17 protein-coding genes are annotated in these 15154 nt (G+C 64.5%); 8 read left to right on the forward strand and 9 right to left on the reverse strand.

Annotated elements, in window-relative coordinates; genetic code table 11:
- Positions 1 to 42 precede the first annotated feature (42 nt).
- Together A5636_RS27560 and A5636_RS08065 are read right to left on the reverse strand one after the other, a co-directional pair.
- Positions 43 to 165: a hypothetical protein gene (locus tag A5636_RS27560; protein ID WP_301336690.1), complete on the reverse strand. Its 123-nt coding sequence runs from the start codon at positions 163 to 165 to the stop codon at positions 43 to 45.
- Positions 162 to 1199 carry a DNA polymerase domain-containing protein gene (locus A5636_RS08065; RefSeq protein ID WP_065158161.1) on the reverse strand — a complete coding sequence of 346 codons (1038 nt, stop codon included), beginning with the start codon at positions 1197 to 1199 and terminating at the stop codon, positions 162 to 164. The genes A5636_RS27560 and A5636_RS08065 overlap by 4 nt, the downstream gene beginning before the upstream one ends.
- A gap of 37 nt (positions 1200 to 1236) precedes the next feature.
- Here A5636_RS08065 and A5636_RS08070 point away from each other — a divergent pair, with 37 nt between their 5' ends.
- The 3 genes from A5636_RS08070 to A5636_RS08080 are packed head-to-tail and all read left to right on the forward strand — an operon-like array spanning position 1237 to position 3209.
- The gene (locus A5636_RS08070) at positions 1237 to 2301 is read left to right on the forward strand and encodes an ATP-dependent DNA ligase (RefSeq protein ID WP_065158162.1); all 1065 of its coding nucleotides are present in this window, start codon (positions 1237 to 1239) and stop codon (positions 2299 to 2301) included.
- Between the two features lie 35 nt (positions 2302 to 2336).
- The gene (locus tag A5636_RS08075; protein WP_065158163.1) at positions 2337 to 2774 is read left to right on the forward strand and encodes a hypothetical protein; all 438 of its coding nucleotides are present in this window, start codon (positions 2337 to 2339) and stop codon (positions 2772 to 2774) included.
- A 9-nt stretch (positions 2775 to 2783) separates the two neighbouring features.
- Positions 2784 to 3209: a hypothetical protein gene (locus A5636_RS08080; RefSeq protein ID WP_155763695.1), complete on the forward strand. Its 426-nt coding sequence runs from the start codon at positions 2784 to 2786 to the stop codon at positions 3207 to 3209.
- Here A5636_RS08080 and A5636_RS08085 read toward each other — a convergent pair.
- From A5636_RS08085 to A5636_RS08095, 3 genes are all read right to left on the reverse strand, one after another.
- Entirely contained in the window at positions 3206 to 4435 is a 1230-nt protein-coding gene (locus A5636_RS08085) for a cytochrome P450 (RefSeq protein ID WP_065158224.1), read from the reverse strand. The two genes, A5636_RS08080 and A5636_RS08085, sit on opposite strands and share 4 nt — an antisense overlap.
- Positions 4436 to 4512: 77 nt before the next feature.
- Positions 4513 to 5016, reverse strand: a complete 504-nt coding sequence (locus A5636_RS08090) for an NUDIX domain-containing protein (protein WP_065158165.1) — start codon at positions 5014 to 5016, stop codon at positions 4513 to 4515.
- A gap of 3 nt (positions 5017 to 5019) precedes the next feature.
- Positions 5020 to 6384, reverse strand: coding sequence for a WS/DGAT/MGAT family O-acyltransferase (locus tag A5636_RS08095; protein ID WP_065158166.1), 1365 nt, complete (start codon positions 6382 to 6384; stop codon positions 5020 to 5022).
- A 249-nt stretch (positions 6385 to 6633) separates the two neighbouring features.
- Here A5636_RS08095 and A5636_RS08100 point away from each other — a divergent pair, with 249 nt between their 5' ends.
- From A5636_RS08100 to A5636_RS08115, 4 genes are all read left to right on the forward strand, one after another.
- The gene (locus tag A5636_RS08100; protein WP_065158225.1) at positions 6634 to 7293 is read left to right on the forward strand and encodes a VC0807 family protein; all 660 of its coding nucleotides are present in this window, start codon (positions 6634 to 6636) and stop codon (positions 7291 to 7293) included.
- A 69-nt stretch (positions 7294 to 7362) separates the two neighbouring features.
- The gene (locus A5636_RS08105) at positions 7363 to 8421 is read left to right on the forward strand and encodes an NAD(P)H-dependent amine dehydrogenase family protein (RefSeq protein ID WP_065158226.1); all 1059 of its coding nucleotides are present in this window, start codon (positions 7363 to 7365) and stop codon (positions 8419 to 8421) included.
- A gap of 16 nt (positions 8422 to 8437) precedes the next feature.
- Positions 8438 to 9211 carry an SDR family NAD(P)-dependent oxidoreductase gene (locus A5636_RS08110; RefSeq protein WP_065158167.1) on the forward strand — a complete coding sequence of 258 codons (774 nt, stop codon included), beginning with the start codon at positions 8438 to 8440 and terminating at the stop codon, positions 9209 to 9211.
- Positions 9208 to 9795, forward strand: coding sequence for a TetR/AcrR family transcriptional regulator (locus tag A5636_RS08115; RefSeq protein ID WP_065158168.1), 588 nt, complete (start codon positions 9208 to 9210; stop codon positions 9793 to 9795). Before A5636_RS08110 ends, A5636_RS08115 begins: the two co-directional genes overlap by 4 nt.
- Here A5636_RS08115 and A5636_RS08120 read toward each other — a convergent pair.
- The 4 genes from A5636_RS08120 to A5636_RS08135 all read right to left on the reverse strand — a co-directional run bounded on the left by A5636_RS08120 (position 9792) and on the right by A5636_RS08135 (position 14427).
- Positions 9792 to 10790 carry a D-2-hydroxyacid dehydrogenase family protein gene (locus A5636_RS08120; protein WP_065158169.1) on the reverse strand — a complete coding sequence of 333 codons (999 nt, stop codon included), beginning with the start codon at positions 10788 to 10790 and terminating at the stop codon, positions 9792 to 9794. The two genes, A5636_RS08115 and A5636_RS08120, sit on opposite strands and share 4 nt — an antisense overlap.
- Before the next feature lie 176 nt (positions 10791 to 10966).
- Entirely contained in the window at positions 10967 to 11887 is a 921-nt protein-coding gene (locus A5636_RS08125) for an HpcH/HpaI aldolase/citrate lyase family protein (protein ID WP_065158170.1), read from the reverse strand.
- A gap of 13 nt (positions 11888 to 11900) precedes the next feature.
- Positions 11901 to 13085 (reverse strand): CaiB/BaiF CoA transferase family protein, encoded by a 1185-nt coding sequence (locus A5636_RS08130; protein WP_065158171.1) that lies wholly within the window; start codon positions 13083 to 13085, stop codon positions 11901 to 11903.
- Positions 13078 to 14427: an LLM class flavin-dependent oxidoreductase gene (locus A5636_RS08135; RefSeq protein ID WP_065158172.1), complete on the reverse strand. Its 1350-nt coding sequence runs from the start codon at positions 14425 to 14427 to the stop codon at positions 13078 to 13080. Before A5636_RS08135 ends, A5636_RS08130 begins: the two co-directional genes overlap by 8 nt.
- Before the next feature lie 69 nt (positions 14428 to 14496).
- On the opposite strand from A5636_RS08135, the gene A5636_RS08140 reads away from it, so the two are divergent.
- Positions 14497 to 15153, forward strand: coding sequence for a GntR family transcriptional regulator (locus tag A5636_RS08140; protein WP_081287675.1), 657 nt, complete (start codon positions 14497 to 14499; stop codon positions 15151 to 15153).
- Position 15154: the final 1 nt, after the last annotated feature.

Raw genomic sequence — 15154 nt, forward strand, 5'->3', positions numbered from 1 at the left:
GGTTGTCCGGCCCTCACAGAATAGGCGCAGTCGGCGGACACGTCACGGTCGTTGTGCCGAACCGTCGCATACTCCGCCCACGATGGCGATGTCAGGCGGCGCGATCGTGTCCACCGCCGAGTCATCGCGACCATGCCGGGCGAACGCGAAATCCGGGACGGTCACTTCTTGCGGTCCGTATCCCGGCTCGGCTGAACCCTTTTCGGCTCACCCGGCATCTTGGGATAGTTCGGCGGATAGGGCATGTCGCCGAGGCCACGCTCCTCGTCAGCTTCGACCATTTCCAGCAGACCAGCGATCGACTGGGCGGTTTCGTCCATGCCTGCCCACGGATCGTCACGACTCGCCACCAGGTCAGGGACGGTCGCCATGGTGTAGTCATCCGGGTCGGCCTGCGCCAACTCCGCCCAACTCAGCGGTGTCGAGACGGTCGCGATCGGGGTACGTCGCACCGAATACGGCGATGCCATGGTGCGGTCCCGGGCGTTCTGGTTGAAGTCGATGAAGATGCGCTTTCCTCGCTCTTCCTTCCACCACGACGTGGTCACCGCGTCGGGCGCCCTCCGCTCGATCTCGCGGGCCAGCGCGATGCCGGCCCGGCGGACCTGGATGAAATCCCAGTCGGGTGCGATCCGCAGGAAGACGTGGATGCCGCGCCCGCCGGATGTCTTGGCATAACCCACCAGGCCGAGTTCGTCGAGCAGCGGCTGCAGCACGTCGACCGCGACCGCTCGAGCTTCCGGGAAGCCGGTGCCCGGTTGGGGATCCAGGTCGATGCGCAATTCGTCAGGGTGCTCGGTATCGGGACAGCGCACTTGCCACGGGTGCAGCGTCACGGTGCCCATCTGCGCTGCCCACACGATCGCTGCCGGATGCGTCACCTTCAACGCGTCGGCGGTGCGTCCGGACGGGAACGTCACCCGGCAGGTCTCCAAATAGTCGGGGTGATGCTGCGGGATCCGCTTCTGGTAAATCTCTTCGCCGTCGATGCCGTCGGGAAAGCGCTGCAGATGGGTCGGTCGGTCGCGCAGCGGGGAAAGCATCGGACCGCCGGCTCGTCCTGTTGTCACGGCACGGTAGTACTCGACCAACCGGCCTTTGGTGCCGTTCTTTCCCAGCTCGGGGAAATACACCTTGTCCCGGTTGGTCAGCCGGACGGCGATGCCGTCGACGTCGAGTTCTTCTGCTGCGACTGCCATAGGTGGACTCCAGCATGCCGCACGCCAGAATGAAGCAATGGACTTACCCGTCATGCCGCCCGTGTCGCCAATGCTGGCCAAGTCGGTCAAGACGATTCCGCCGGACGCGTCATATGAGCCCAAGTGGGACGGCTTCCGCTCCATCTGCTTCCGCGACGGTGACGAGGTTGAACTCGGAAGTCGCAATGAGCGGCCCATGACGCGCTATTTCCCCGAGTTGGTCGAGGCGGTCAAGGCCGAACTGCCGCAGCGCTGCGTCATCGACGGTGAGATCGTGATCGCCACCGATCAGGGACTGGATTTCGAGGCGTTGCAGCAACGCATCCACCCGGCGGACTCCCGGGTGCGGATGCTGGCAAAACAGACGCCCGCGTCATTCATCGCATTCGATCTGCTGGCCCACGGTGAGGACGACTACCGGGGTCGTCCGTTCAGCGAGCGGCGTGCGGCCCTGGTCGACGCGCTCGCCGATTCGGGACCCTCGATTCACGTCACGCCGGCCACCACCGACCGCGACATCGCGCAGCAGTGGTTTTCCGACTTCGAGGGCGCCGGTCTGGACGGTGTCGTGGCCAAACCGCTTACCGTCACCTATCAGCCGGACAAGCGGGTGATGTACAAAATCAAGCACGAACGCACGGCGGACTGCGTGGTCGCCGGATACCGGGTGCACAAATCCGGCGGGGAGACCATCGGTTCGTTGTTGCTTGGTCTCTACCAAGATGACGGCCAGCTCGCGTCCGTCGGTGTGATCGGCGCCTTTCCCATGGCCGAGCGCAGGCGCCTCTTCACCGAGCTGCAGCCACTGGTCACCACCTTCGATAACCATCCGTGGAACTGGGCCGCGCACGAAGCGGGCGAACGTACCCCACGCAAGAACGAGTTCTCGCGCTGGAATGCCGGCAAGGATCTGTCGTTCGTTCCGCTGCGACCCGAGCGGGTGGTCGAGGTCCGCTACGACCACATGGAGGGCGCCCGCTTCCGCCATACCGCTCAATTCAACCGGTGGCGGCCCGACCGGGATCCGCGCTCGTGCACTTATGAACAGCTCGAGCGACCGGTCAGCTTCAGGTTGCGCGACATCGTGCCGGGCCTCGCATGACACGGGTGGGCCCTCTGCCCCCCTAGGATGTCGAAATGCTGCATGTGTCCGCACTGTTCGTCTCGCGTAGCGCCGCATTCGACGAGCAGGGCGCGATCAACGCCACGTCCTTACCGATGGCTTGGTTCGAAGTCGACGAAATGCCCTTGTGGGCAACGGTTCCCGTTGTTCTGGTGGTGCACGCGCCTGCCGGCGGAGATTATGATCCGGAACTGCATGTCGTGTGCAAAGACCCCGCCGGGGTGCCGCGCGGGTCCCTGCGGGCGGCATGGCACTGGCCAGATGATGGGAACCGCGCCTCCAAATACCGCTGCTTTACCCAAGACCTCTCGTTCCCGGTAGCGGCGCCCGGGGAGTACACGGTAGGTGCCTATTACGACGCCGACGGCAAAATCGAGTTGTTCACTCCCGTTCCGATTTCAATTCTGTTGGCCGAGACGAGTCCTGGCGAACAGGCCGATGGAAGCGGCTAGGCTATGCCGATGCATGTAGCCGGTCTTCTGGTGGCGGGAGCCGCCAACATCGACGATTCCGCGATCGACGCCACCCGCTTGCCCATCACCAGCTACGAGGTCAACCAGACCCCGGTGTGGCTGACCATTCCCCTCGTTCTGGTGGTGCACGCGCCGGCCGGCGGGGAATACGATCCCGAGTTGTTCGTCGTCTGCAAAGATCCCGGTGGCACGATTCGCGGAACAGTGCGCTTCGCCTGGCAATGGCCGGACGAGGACGGCAGGCCGTCCAAATACCGTTGCTTCACCCCGCAACTCTCGTTCGCGATCGAGACCACGGGAGAGTACGCAATCGGGGTCTACCGCGATCCGGAGGCCACGAATTCGATAGGCACCCCCACACCGCTTTTCATCGGGCTGGCCGGGGGACGTCAGCGACGCTCCGGCGGCAACTAGACGGAAACGGCCAGCGCCGACAACCCTCGCAACGTGACGTTCGATTTGTACACCGGTTCACCGGCCAACCGGGCATCCGGAAATCGTGCCGTCACTGCGGACAACGCCACGCTGGCCTCCAACCGGGCCAACGGGGCACCCAAGCAGTAGTGCGCGCCCCGGCCAAACCCTAGATGGCGCAACGCCGTTCGATCCGGATCGAAGACGTCGGGCCGGTCGAATTCGGCGGGATCACGGTGCGCTGCAGCCAGCAGCAGCATCAACACATCCCCCGCGGCCACATCGGTGCCGCCAATTGTCATGGGGTCGAGGGCAATTCGGCTGAGCTGCTGCACCGGCGGGTCGTATCGCAGGGTTTCTTCGACCACCGCCGCCGCGCGGGCAGGATCCCCCGCCAACGCCGTCCACTGCCGGCCGTCTCGCAGCATCGCCAGGACGGCGTTGCCGATCAAATTCACCGTGGTCTCGTGACCGGCCACCAGGAGCAGCACGCACGTCGAGACGATCTCCTCCTCAGTCAGCTGATCACCGGATTCGTTGACGGCGACCAACGCCGACAACAGATCGTCACCCGGGCACGACCGGCGCCGCGCGATCAGGCCGTGCAGGTAATCACGCAGTCCGGCACCGGCACTTAACGATTCGTCCAGTTCGTCGGACCTGTCGTCGGTGAAGAACGGGTCCAGCGCCTTGGCCAACACCGCAGACGCGCGACTGAACTGTGGCTCGTCTTCGATCGGCACGCCGAGCAAGCGGCAGATGACCGCGACCGGCAGCGGGTAGGCGAAGTCGGCAACCACGTCGAAACTGCCCTTTTCGGCGATGCGGTCCAGCAGACCGTCGACCAATGCGCTGATCTCTGGCTCCAGTGCATTGACCACTTTAGGGGCGAATGCCTTACTGACCAGCTTGCGCAGCCGGGTGTGATCGGGCGGGTCGAGAAACAGGAAACTCGGTGGCGTTTCGCTCCGCACCGACGGATCCGCCTCGATCATTTGCTGCGCCGCCGTCGAGTTGAGGTGGTTGCTGCTCGACGACGGATGCCGCAGCACCTCGTCGCAATCGCGGTACGACGAGAAAAGGACAAAACCGCTGCCCGGCAGTGCCAGCGGTCCGCCGGCGCGCAACTCGGCACACACCGGATAGGGGTCCGCACGGCTTACCGGGTCCAGCAGTTGCAACAGCAACGTCTGCGGATCAGCCTGTTCGGTGGGAACCGTGGTCATGGTGACCATTGTGCCTGGACCCGATCAAGGCGGGTCTGACCACGAAGACCACGACACGCATGGGCATTTCCCGAACATCAGGAATCACTTCGGATTTCACCTTCGGCGACGTGCCCACCGACGTCCGGGTACGCCATCAGTCGGTCGAGAAACACGTGCTGCCCCTTGAGTAGTTTGGTGCGTGCCAGCGTCACCGGAAACCAGTCGACGCGATCGATTTCGGGGAACTGCCGCAGCTTCCCCGAACCGCGCGGCCATTCCATTTCGAAGGTGTTGCTGTGCGCGTCGGTGATGTCGAGATCGCTGCCGACGGCAAAGACGGTGACCACCTTGCCGCTGGGTTGCTTCACCGTGCCCAGGTCGATTCGCGGGCCGTCCGGCACTGCCAACCCCAGTTCTTCGGCGAACTCGCGCTGAGCGGCCTCCCACGGGTCGTCTCCGTCGTCGTACTCACCTTTCGGGATCGACCAGGCACCGTCGTCCTTGCGAGCCCAGAACGGTCCGCCCGGATGCGCGATGAGCACGTCGACGGCACCGGCGCCGACCCGGTACAGCAGCAGACCCGCACTGAGCTTGGGCATGATTCAGACCCCGACGGCCTGCTCCAGATCTTTCAGCGACGTCTCGAGATGAGCGAGTAACCGTTGCAGGTGCGGCACGCTGCGACGGCATCCGACCAAACCGAAATCGAGGTTGCCGGCATTGTTCACCAACGTGATGTTCAGCGCCTGGCCCTCGGGGATGTTCGACAACGGATAACTGCCGTCGAGCTGGGCGCCGCCGTAATACAGCGACTCTCCCACCCCTGGCACGTTGGAGATAACGATGTTGAACGGCGGCGGCACCGCCGAAAGAAATCCCGGCACCCCGGCCAGGGTCAGTGGCGCCATGTTCAGTGCCGACAACGCCAGCACTTGGTACGACGGCAGCTCCGCCAGCACCTTTTTGTTTTGGCGCATGGACTCGGCCACGATCTCGATCCGCTTTGCCGGATCCTCGACGTCGGTGGCCAGGTTGCACAGAATGCTGCCCACCTTATTGCCCCCGCTGTCGGCGTCCGCCTCCGACCGCAGGCTCACCGGGACCATCGCGACCAGTGGTGTGTCCGGCAACGAGTCCTGCTCGAGCAGGTAGTAGCGCAGCGCGCCGGCGCACATCGCCAGCACGGTGTCGTTCACCGTGACACCGGCGGCCTGCTTGACGCTCCTGATGCGGTCCAATGACCAGGATTGGGCCGCGCACCGACGTGCCCCACCGACCTTCACATTCAGCATGGTGTGCGGCGCTGCGAACGGTAGCGTCAACTGCTGCTCCAGCAACGCGGCTCGGGCCAGCTTCAGCGCCGAAGGGGCAACTCCCACAACGGATCCGGCTGCTTTCACCAAAGAGGTCAGCGGGTTTCGGGCGGGTTTGCTCGACGGCGGCCCGGGTGGTCGCGGCAGGTTCCACATCGCTTTCACCTGGGTGTCGTCCGGGTCGGTGGACATGGTGCGTTGCATGAGCTTGACGGCGGACACACCGTCGATCAACGCGTGATGCATTTTGGTGTACAGCGCGAAGCGGCCGTCCTTGAGGCCCTCGACGACGTGCAGTTCCCAAAGGGGGCGGTGGCGGTCCAGCAGGCTGGTGTGCAACCGCGAGGTGAGCTCCAGCAGGTCGCGCACCCGGCCTGGGGTCGGCAACGCCGAACGTCGGACGTGATAGTCCATGTCGACTTCGTCGTCGAAAGTCCACGCCAGTTGCGAGATTCCGCCGCCAATTGTCGCCGGGTGTTTGCGGAAGGTCGGCTGAAATTCGTCGTTGGCAACCAGGCGGTCGTAGAACTCCCGAACAAAGTCCGGGCCGGCACCCGCCGGTGGCTTGAACAACGACAGGCCGCCCACGTGCATGGGATGCTCGCGCGATTCGGTGAAGAGAAACATCGAATCGGTGGGCATCATCAATTCCATGCACTCATTAAAGCGTGTCTAACACGTCTGTTCAGACTCTCCTGAGACTCTCTTGGGACTCTGTTGAGTTCTAGACGGGACCCGCCGATTTCGCCTGGTGTCCCTTTTTCACGAGCGTGACTGCACCCCGCCGCGATCGGGACGCGCCAGTGGTGGCTTGCGGCTAGTTAGGTCAACCTAACGATCAGATACCCTCGAGCGGTGTCTCAACCAACCGATCCTTTGACAACCGATGCCCCGAGCGTCGGCATCGACGCCCCGAAGAGCCTGCGCGAATACGCGAAGACAACCGTGATCAACACGGTGCCGCCGGTGCTTGCCTACTACGGACTGCGGCTGTTCGGCGTGACTCCCTACCTGGCGCTGGTCGGCGCGATCGTCGTTGCGACGCTGCAGGGTCTGTACACCGTCGTCCGCAAACGCAAGCTCGAACCCGTCAACGTCGCCGTGCTGGTGTGCGCCGCGGCATCGCTGACCGTCGCGTTCACCACCAAGAACCCTCGTATCGTCCAGGTCACCGAACTCATCCCCGCTACGTTTCTGGTCTATTCCGTCGTGGTGAGCGGCCTGATGGGTAAACCCACCTCGAAATTGATCGCCGGGGTGATCGCGCCCGGCCTCGCCGAATCGGCGTTGGTGCAGCGCGGCTGGACGCAGCGCGAAATTCAGGACTGGCACCATCTGCACACACGTCTGTGCGTGCGGCTCGGGCTGATCTGTGGCCTGTTTCCTTTCGCCGCGGTCGCCTGCATCTTCACGTTGCCGGTGGACGTATCCCAGATCTTGATTGTTTCGGTCGGCCCGACCCTGCTCGTGGTGTGTATAGCGACCGCGACCACCCTGTTTCGCAAGTTCGTCCGCGACACCGACCAGGCCGCCGCAGAACGGGACAGCCTGCCTGCGGCCTAAAGCCGATATTGACAGTGACTGCCAATACGGCATAGCGTGCCGCAGGTCACCGTCCATCGGGAGGTCGCCGTGCATAGCTCGTCCAAGTTCCGCGTGATCCAGTGGGCGACCGGGGGTGTCGGTAAAGCCGCCATTGAATGCGTGCAGAACCATCCGGACCTGGAGTTGGTCGGATGCTGGGTGCACAGTGCGGAAAAGGACGGTGTCGACGTCGGGCAGATCGTCGGCACCGCTGAGTTGGGTGTCACCGCCACCATCGACGCCGATCAGCTACTGGCCACCGAGGCCGACTGCGTCATGTACAGCCCGCTCATCCCCAACGACGACGAGGTCATCGCGATCCTGCGCTCGGGCAAGAACGTGGTCACCCCCGTCGGTTGGGTGTATCCCGACCTGAGCAACCCACGCGTGCAGGCGATCGCCGACGCCGCCGTCGACGCCGGGGTGACGCTGCACGGGTCGGGTATCCACCCGGGCGGCATCACCGAGCGGTTCCCGCTGATGTTGTCGTCCTTGTCCTCGGCGGTAACCCATGTCCGTGCCGAAGAGTTCTCCGACATCCGCACCTACAACGCACCCGACGTGGTGCGCCACATCATGGGATTCGGCGGCACCCCCGAAGAGGCGATGCAAGGACCGATGGCCAGCCTGCTCGAAGCCGGCTTCAAACAATCGGTGCGAATGATCGCCGATGTCATGGGATTCCGCATTGATCCCAACATCAGGACACTCCAGGAGATCGCTGTCGCGACCGGTGATATCGACTACGAACCCGTGCCGATCACCAAGGGAACGGTGGCGGCCCGCCGGTTCCGCTGGCAGGCCATCGTCGACGGTGAACCGGTGATCACCGCAGCGGTGAATTGGTTGATGGGCGGGGAGAATTTGGAACCGGCCTGGAACTTCGGCGAGCAGGGTGAGCGCTTCGAAGTCGAGATCACCGGCGACCCGGACGTCAGCATCACCTTCAAGGGGTTGCAGCCGCAGTCGATCGCTGAAGGGCTGCAACGTAATCCCGGTGTCGTCGCCACCGCCAACCATTGTGTCAACGCCATTCCCTACGTCTGCCCCGCCGAACCCGGCATCAAAACCTACCTGGACCTGCCCCTGATCGCCGGCCGCGCATGAGCATTGTCCTCAGGGGATGAGCTACTCCCATCCCCAATCATTGAGCGGGCAGGTTGCGATCGTCACCGGCGCGGCACAGGGCGTCGGCAAAGGGGTGGCCGCCGCACTCTTGGAGCGCGGCGCCGCGGTGCTGCTGGTCGACACCCAGGGCGACAAGCTCGACGCCACCACTACCGAACTCGGTGCGGCCGGGCGGGTCGCGATGATCCAGGCTGACCTTCGCGAGCCCGACAGCGCACAACGCATCGTGGCGCGCGCGGTCGACTCGTTCGGCACGGTGCACGGCCTGGTCAACAACGCCATCGCGACCAATGAGCCAAAAGCGTTCGTGGACATCACCACCGACGACCTGGCGCTCGGTTACGAGGTCGGTCCGCGCGCCACTTTCCTGCTGATGCAGGCCGTGTACCCGCTCATGGCCGAGGCGGGCAGCGGATCGATTGTGAACCTGGGCTCGGGAACGGGCACCGGTGGTGAACCGAAGTGGGGCGGTTACGCCGCCGCCAAGGAAGGCATCCGGGGCTTGTCGAAGGTCGCCGCCCTGGAATGGGGCCGTGACAACATTCGCGTCAACGTTATCTGCCCATTCGCCGAATCCGACGGCGTCAAGTTCTGGAAACAGTTTGCTCCCACTGATTACGCGAAGGCGGTCGGACGCGTCCCGATGAAGAGAATCGGCGACGTCCGCACCGACGTCGGCGCGCTCGTTGCGTTCCTGCTCGGGGGCGACGCCACCTTCATCACCGGACAAACCATTCACGTCGACGGCGGCATCGGTAGCTTCCGGTGACAACGTCCTTGCGAGACCGTCAGCGCGACCAGGTCCGCGCCGACATCCGGCGTGCGGCCTTCCGGCTCTTCATCGAACGCGGCTACGACGCCGTGACCACCGAGGAAATCGCAGCGGCAGCAGGTGTTTCGCCGCGCACGTTCTTTCGGCATGTGCCGGTGAAGGAGGACTTGCTGCTGGGACCCGTACGCCACGGCGGTGCCGCGATCGTCAGCATGCTCGAACAACGGCCCGCCACCGAATCGGCCGATGTCGCGCTGGTCAACGCCATCATCAGCCGGACACGGTCTTTCGACCCGACCGATTGCGAAGAATGGCGGGCAGCACTGCTGGTGGCCCCCGACCTGCTGGGCAAGGTCACGATGTACGCCCCAGCCGACCGGGAACGAGCGACGAAGTTGATCGCCGAGCGAATGAGCGTGCACCCCGACGGAGACATCCGACCCGGACTTTTGGTCCAGATCGGTTTTGCAGCGGGGGATTTCGCGTTTCAGCATTGGGTACGCGGAACCGGCGCCCACCACCCGCTGGACTTCTACGTCACGCAGGCTCTGCAGGCGGTGCAGAGCCCCTACTGGAGCTAACCGCGAAGTGCTTCCGGATTAGCGATCCGGATGGGTGACCCATCCAGCCATGCGGCTACGGATTCGGCGGTGTCCGCGTAGAAGGCGCTGAGCATCTCGCGGGTGACATAGCCAAGATGCGGCGACAGGGTTACGTTGGGCAGCCGCCGCAGTGGGTGCTCGGCCGGAAGCGGTTCGGTGTCAAAGACATCGAGCCCTGCGCCGGCGATTCGTTTACTGGTCAGTGCATCGATCAGTGCGGCCTCGTCGACGATCGGTCCGCGAGACGTGTTGATCAGGTACGCGGTCGGCTTCATCGCAGCCAGCTCAGCCTCGCCGACCAGGCGTCGGGTTCGTTCGGACAGCACGAGATGGATAGCGACGATGTCGGATTCCTCGAACAGCGCCGCCTTCTCCACCCGGCTGGCACCCACCTGCTGCGCCGTCTCGTCGGTGAGGTGCTGGCTCCACGCGATGACTCGCATGCCGAACACGTTGGCGTACTCTGCCATCCGTTTGCCGACTCGGCCTAGGCCAAGAAGTCCGAGCGTCTTTCCGGACAGGGTGATGCCGGTCGTGGACTGCCACCCGCCGGCACGCATGCTTCGATGTTCCTCGGCCAGGTTGCGCACGGTCGCGATCAGCAGTCCCCACGCCAGTTCCGGGGTCGCGTCACGTACGGCCCGGAAGCGGGGATGGGCGAAATCCGAGTGGGCGACCAGGACGCCACGCTCGGTTGCTGCAGCCATATCGAGATTGGGCAGGCTCCGGCCGACGATGGTGATCAGTTTGAGGTTGGGCAGTCGCTCGATCAGCGTGCGCGGCAGCGCCATACGCTCCCGCAGCGTGCAAATCACATCGAACGGCTGCAGCACCTCAGCCGCCTCCGCTTCGGCAAGATGCCGACCGAAAACGGTTATCCCGGCGCGCTTTTGGACGGAATACCAGTCGGCATACCGGAGGGCTACGCCGGCGTAGTCGTCGAGTATCGCCACCCGGGGTACAGCTGGTTCCATCGCCGCAATCTACCCGGTCGGCCAGGTTGGGCTGGTGAGTATCGAGACTGCGTGTGCCGCGCCGACCCTGTGTCCAGGGTTACCTGTAGCGACTCTGCGCGATCTGAGCTCAGCTTCGATGCCGTCGGCGCAGGCTCGGTGCGCAGCGCCGCGTCAGTTCAGCGCTTACCGCACTTTTAGCCCTCGCCCTCAGCCGCTTCCAGCAAAGCGGCACGAGCCAGCGTTTCCTGCGCCATCTTCACATGGGCGGCATCGACGAGGACACCGCCGACCCCGACGGCTCCGCGGCCATTGGCTTCGGCTTCCCGGTAGGCCGCGAGATTGCGTTGCGCGAGCGCGATCTCGTCGACCGTCGGCGCGTAAACCTCGTTCGCGACGGGCACCTGGCTGGGATGGATCGCCCACTTGCCGCGGTAGCCCAACAGAGACGCGCGGCGGGCATCGCGTTCGTAGCCGGTGAGATCCCGGTAGTCGGGATAGGGCGCATCGATGGCGTCGATGCCCGCGATGCGCGCCGCGACGATCACCTTGCTGCGCGCGTAATACCAGAAATCACCGGGGTATTCGCCGAGCGGGACGAAATTGGTGTCGACCCGTGCGCCTTGTGACAGTGCGAAGTCACCCACGCCGAAGATGAGGGCATCCAGCCGCGGACTGGCCACCGCGATCGCTTCGGCGTTGGCCAGCCCTTCCACCTCCTCGATGAGCACTTCCAAACGGATCTGCTTGTCCAGCGCAAGCTTTGCCTCGAGCTGGGTGAGCAGCACGTCCACCCACCAGACGTCACGCGCGGTGCGCGCCTTCGGAATGATGACGGTGTCGAGATTGGGTCCCGCCGCGGTGACGACGTCGATGAGGTCGTCGTGGCACCAGCGGGTGTCCAAACCGTTGATCCGGACGGCACGAACGGTGCGGCCCCAGTCGATGTCGTTGAGCGCGGCGATCGCTTTGGCGCGCGCGGTTTCCTTGTACGCCGCAGGCACCGCATCTTCGAGATCGAGGAAGACCAAGTCGGCGCCGCACCCGGCAGCCTTGTCGAACATGCCGTCGTTGCTCGCGGGTACGGCGAGTTCGGAGCGGCGCAGCAGTTGAGTCATTTCCGTCGTCTCCTCATATCACGCTGCGGGTGTGCAGGTCGTCGATGTCGTCGGGGCTCAGACCGAGTAGTTCGCCATAGATCTCGGCATTGTGCTGCCCGAGTGTGGGTCCCAGGTGGTCGACCGTGCCGGCCACAGCGGAGAACCGCGGCACCGGCGCCTGTACCGTCATCGGTCCGAGTTGGTCGTCCGGCACGGAGACAAACACCTCGCGATGCCCGAGTTGAACGTCGCCGAGCAGGTCGGTGACGTCGTACACGGGTGCCGCGGCGACGTCATGCGCTTCGAAGGTTGCCATCGCTTCCGAAAGAGTCCGCTTCGCAACCCAATCCGCCACCGCGGTGTCCACCTCGCCCGCTCGGGCGAGCCGCCGTTGCGGATCGGAGAAGTCGGCATGATGCACGAAATCGTCCCGCCCGATGGCGTGAAAAACCCGCAATGCCAAGGCCGGTGAACTGCCCGACATCGCCAACCACCGCCCATCGGCGGTGCGGTAGGTGTTGCGTGGGGCCGAGATATCCCACCGGTTGCCGGACCTTTCCGGCACCAGCCCCAGCTGGTCGTAAGCCAGCAATGTCTGTTCCAGCAACCGGGTGAGCGGGTCGATGAGGTTGACGTCGATCAGTTGACCCGGTCCGCCATGTACGTCGCGGTGGTAGAGCGCCATCATCACCGCATAGGCCGCGTTCAGCGACGCCACACCGTCGGCCAGCATGAACGGCGGCAGGGTCGGTGGTCCCCCGGCCTGACCGGTGATGTGGGCAAAGCCGCTCATCGCCTCCCCGAGCGTGCCGAAACCTGGCCGTTCACTTTTCGGGCCGGTCAATCCGTAGCCGGTGATGTGCAACACGACAATTCGCTCGTTGACCGCGCGCAGGCTCTCGTAGTCCAACCCCCATTTGCGCAGGGTCTGCGGTCGCGTGTTCAGAATCGCTACGTCGGCCATGGCCACTAGCCGACGCACCAGGTCCTGCCCCTCAGCGCAGCGCATATCCAGTGTCACACAGCGCTTGTTACGGGATATCGACTTCCACATCAGGCCGACACCGTCGCGTTGGTTTCCCCATCCCCGAATGGGATCACCCGTACCGGGTTGCTCGACCTTGATGACATCGGCGCCGAATTCCCCCAGATAGGTTGCCACCAACGGCGCTGCGGCCAGAGTGGCCAGGTCGAGCACCCGCACACCGTCAAGCATTGGCGCCGACCCGTGCGGGTCGCTGTAATCCGAGGTGACCCCGCAGTGTGGCCGATTCGTAGGCGGTGCGGAACAGTCCGCGTCGTTGCAGTTGCGGAACCACCATGCGCACCACGTCTTCGAAGGCCCCCGGCAGATGCGTCGCCGCCAGGACGAATCCGTCGCAGGCCCCTCCTTCGAACCAGTCCGCCATCTGATCGGCTACCTGCTCGCCGGTACCGACGAACCGCGGGCCCTGCAACAGCGTGGCACGGTGACCGGCCAGATCGCCGACGGTCACCGGGCCACTGAGATGTTCGCGCAGATTCTGCACCAGTCCGCGGATACCGGACACCGCAGCGATGAGCTCATCTGTGACCAGATCGTCCAAATCATGTTGTGCGAAGTCATAATTCATCAGCTCGGACAGCAGCGTGAGCGATGCCATCGGATGCACCAGGTCGTTGAGGAACATCGCCTCGCGATCCTTGGCGTGCGCCTCCGACTCTCCCACTACGGCGTAAGCCATCGGGCAGATGCGTACCGATCCCGGATCCCGCCCGGCCGCCTCGATCCGTTGCTTCTGGTCCGCGTAATGGCTCCGGGCAACCTCTATGCCGGGATCCCCGGTGAAGATCAATTCGGCCCAGCGCGAAGCGAATTCGCGCCCACGCCCCGAAGACCCGGCCTGGATGATGACCGGGCGGCCCTGCGGGGTCCGGGGTACGGTCAGCGGGCCGCGCGCGGAGAAGTACTGACCCACGTGGCCAAGTTCGTGCACCTTCGCCGGATCCGCATAGTGGCCAGACGCGCGGTCGTGCAGTACCGCGTCGTCCTCCCAGGTGTCCCACAGCCCGGTGACCACGTCCAGGAACTCCTCGGCGCGGTCGTAGCGTTCGTCGTGGCCGAGGTGTGCGCCGATGCCGAAATTCTGCGCCTCGCTGTCGTTGACGGAGGTGACGACATTCCACGCGGCGCGGCCTCCGGAGAGGTGATCCAACGAGGCGAAGGTGCGCGCCACATGAAACGGCGCGTAATACGTGGTCGAGTAGGTGGCGCCGAGCCCGATGCGCGAAGTGGCCTCCGCCAGTACCCCGAGCACCACACCGAGGTCCAGCTTGACCGGACGCGCACCGAAGGACACCGCTTCGGCTACGGATCCGCCATAGACCCCTGGCATCGCCAGTCGGTCGTCGAAGAACATCAGGTCGAAGCAGCCCTCTTCCAACTGCCGGCCGATCTTCGCGTAGTAGGACGCATCGAGGTAGCGGTGCTCGGTCGCGGGGTGCCGCCACGAGCCCGCATACACCGATGTGCTGCCGGCCTGCATGAACGCCACCAGGGTCATCTTGTCGCTTCGCACAGTTGTGAATCTAACACCTGATATTTCAGATTTCAAATATTAAATTAGGCGCCTGTTATGCTCGCACCCGTGCCGTCAGACTCGGGAATCGACATCTCGGGCACCGTCCGCGAGCGCGCTGCCCGGGAACTGCGCGACCGCATCCTCACCGGCACCCTCCCGGCCGGCTCGCGCCTGGACCTCGACGCCATCACCGAAGAATTCGCCACCAGCCGCACCCCGGTCCGCGAGGCACTGCTGGAGCTGTCTTTCGAGGGTCTGGTGCGTGTCGCACCCCGCAGCGGGGTCACCGTGATCGGCATCAGCTCCGGCGATGTGCTGGACAGCTTCACCATCCTGGGTGTGCTGACCGGCCAGGCCGCCGCCTGGGCGGCCGAACGAGTGAAACCTGACGAACTGGCGGCGTTGCGTGAACTCGCAGCCGATGTCGCGGCACGATCCGGCGACGACAGCATCGGCGAGGCGAATTGGCTTTTCCACCAGAGGATTCACCGTGCCGCCCACTCCCAGCGGCTGATGACGCAGATCAAGCAGGCCGCACGGGTGGTGCCCACCAATTTCCTCACCCTGTTCCCCGACCACGAGAAGCATTCACTGGACGAGCATCGGGAATTGCTCGACGCGCTCGCGGTCAAGGACGCCGAGCGTGCCCGAACCATTGCCGAGCGCCACGTTCTGGACGCCGGGCGCTCGCTGGTCGACTGGTTGGAACGGCGCGACCACTAGG

It is taken from the genome of Mycobacterium asiaticum, from assembly GCF_001673315.1.
Lineage (GTDB): Bacteria > Actinomycetota > Actinomycetes > Mycobacteriales > Mycobacteriaceae > Mycobacterium > Mycobacterium asiaticum_B.

Excerpts from the sequence above, each read along its gene's own strand:
- A5636_RS08125 (WP_065158170.1), bottom strand. The coding sequence starts at position 11,887 with ATGACTCAACTGCTGCGCCGCTCCGAACTCGCCGTACCCGCGAGCAAC.
- A5636_RS08085 (WP_065158224.1), bottom strand. The coding sequence starts at position 4,435 with ATGACCACGGTTCCCACCGAACAGGCTGATCCGCAGACGTTGCTGTTG.
- A5636_RS08070 (WP_065158162.1), top strand. The coding sequence starts at position 1,237 with ATGGACTTACCCGTCATGCCGCCCGTGTCGCCAATGCTGGCCAAGTCG.
- A5636_RS08080 (WP_155763695.1), top strand. The coding sequence starts at position 2,784 with ATGCATGTAGCCGGTCTTCTGGTGGCGGGAGCCGCCAACATCGACGAT.
- A5636_RS08120 (WP_065158169.1), bottom strand. The coding sequence starts at position 10,790 with ATGGAACCAGCTGTACCCCGGGTGGCGATACTCGACGACTACGCCGGC.
- A5636_RS08095 (WP_065158166.1), bottom strand. The coding sequence starts at position 6,384 with ATGGAATTGATGATGCCCACCGATTCGATGTTTCTCTTCACCGAATCG.
- A5636_RS08065 (WP_065158161.1), bottom strand. The coding sequence starts at position 1,199 with ATGGCAGTCGCAGCAGAAGAACTCGACGTCGACGGCATCGCCGTCCGG.
- A5636_RS08090 (WP_065158165.1), bottom strand. The coding sequence starts at position 5,016 with ATGCCCAAGCTCAGTGCGGGTCTGCTGCTGTACCGGGTCGGCGCCGGT.
- A5636_RS08110 (WP_065158167.1), top strand. The coding sequence starts at position 8,438 with ATGAGCTACTCCCATCCCCAATCATTGAGCGGGCAGGTTGCGATCGTC.
- A5636_RS08075 (WP_065158163.1), top strand. The coding sequence starts at position 2,337 with ATGCTGCATGTGTCCGCACTGTTCGTCTCGCGTAGCGCCGCATTCGAC.
- A5636_RS08130 (WP_065158171.1), bottom strand. The coding sequence starts at position 13,085 with ATGCTTGACGGTGTGCGGGTGCTCGACCTGGCCACTCTGGCCGCAGCG.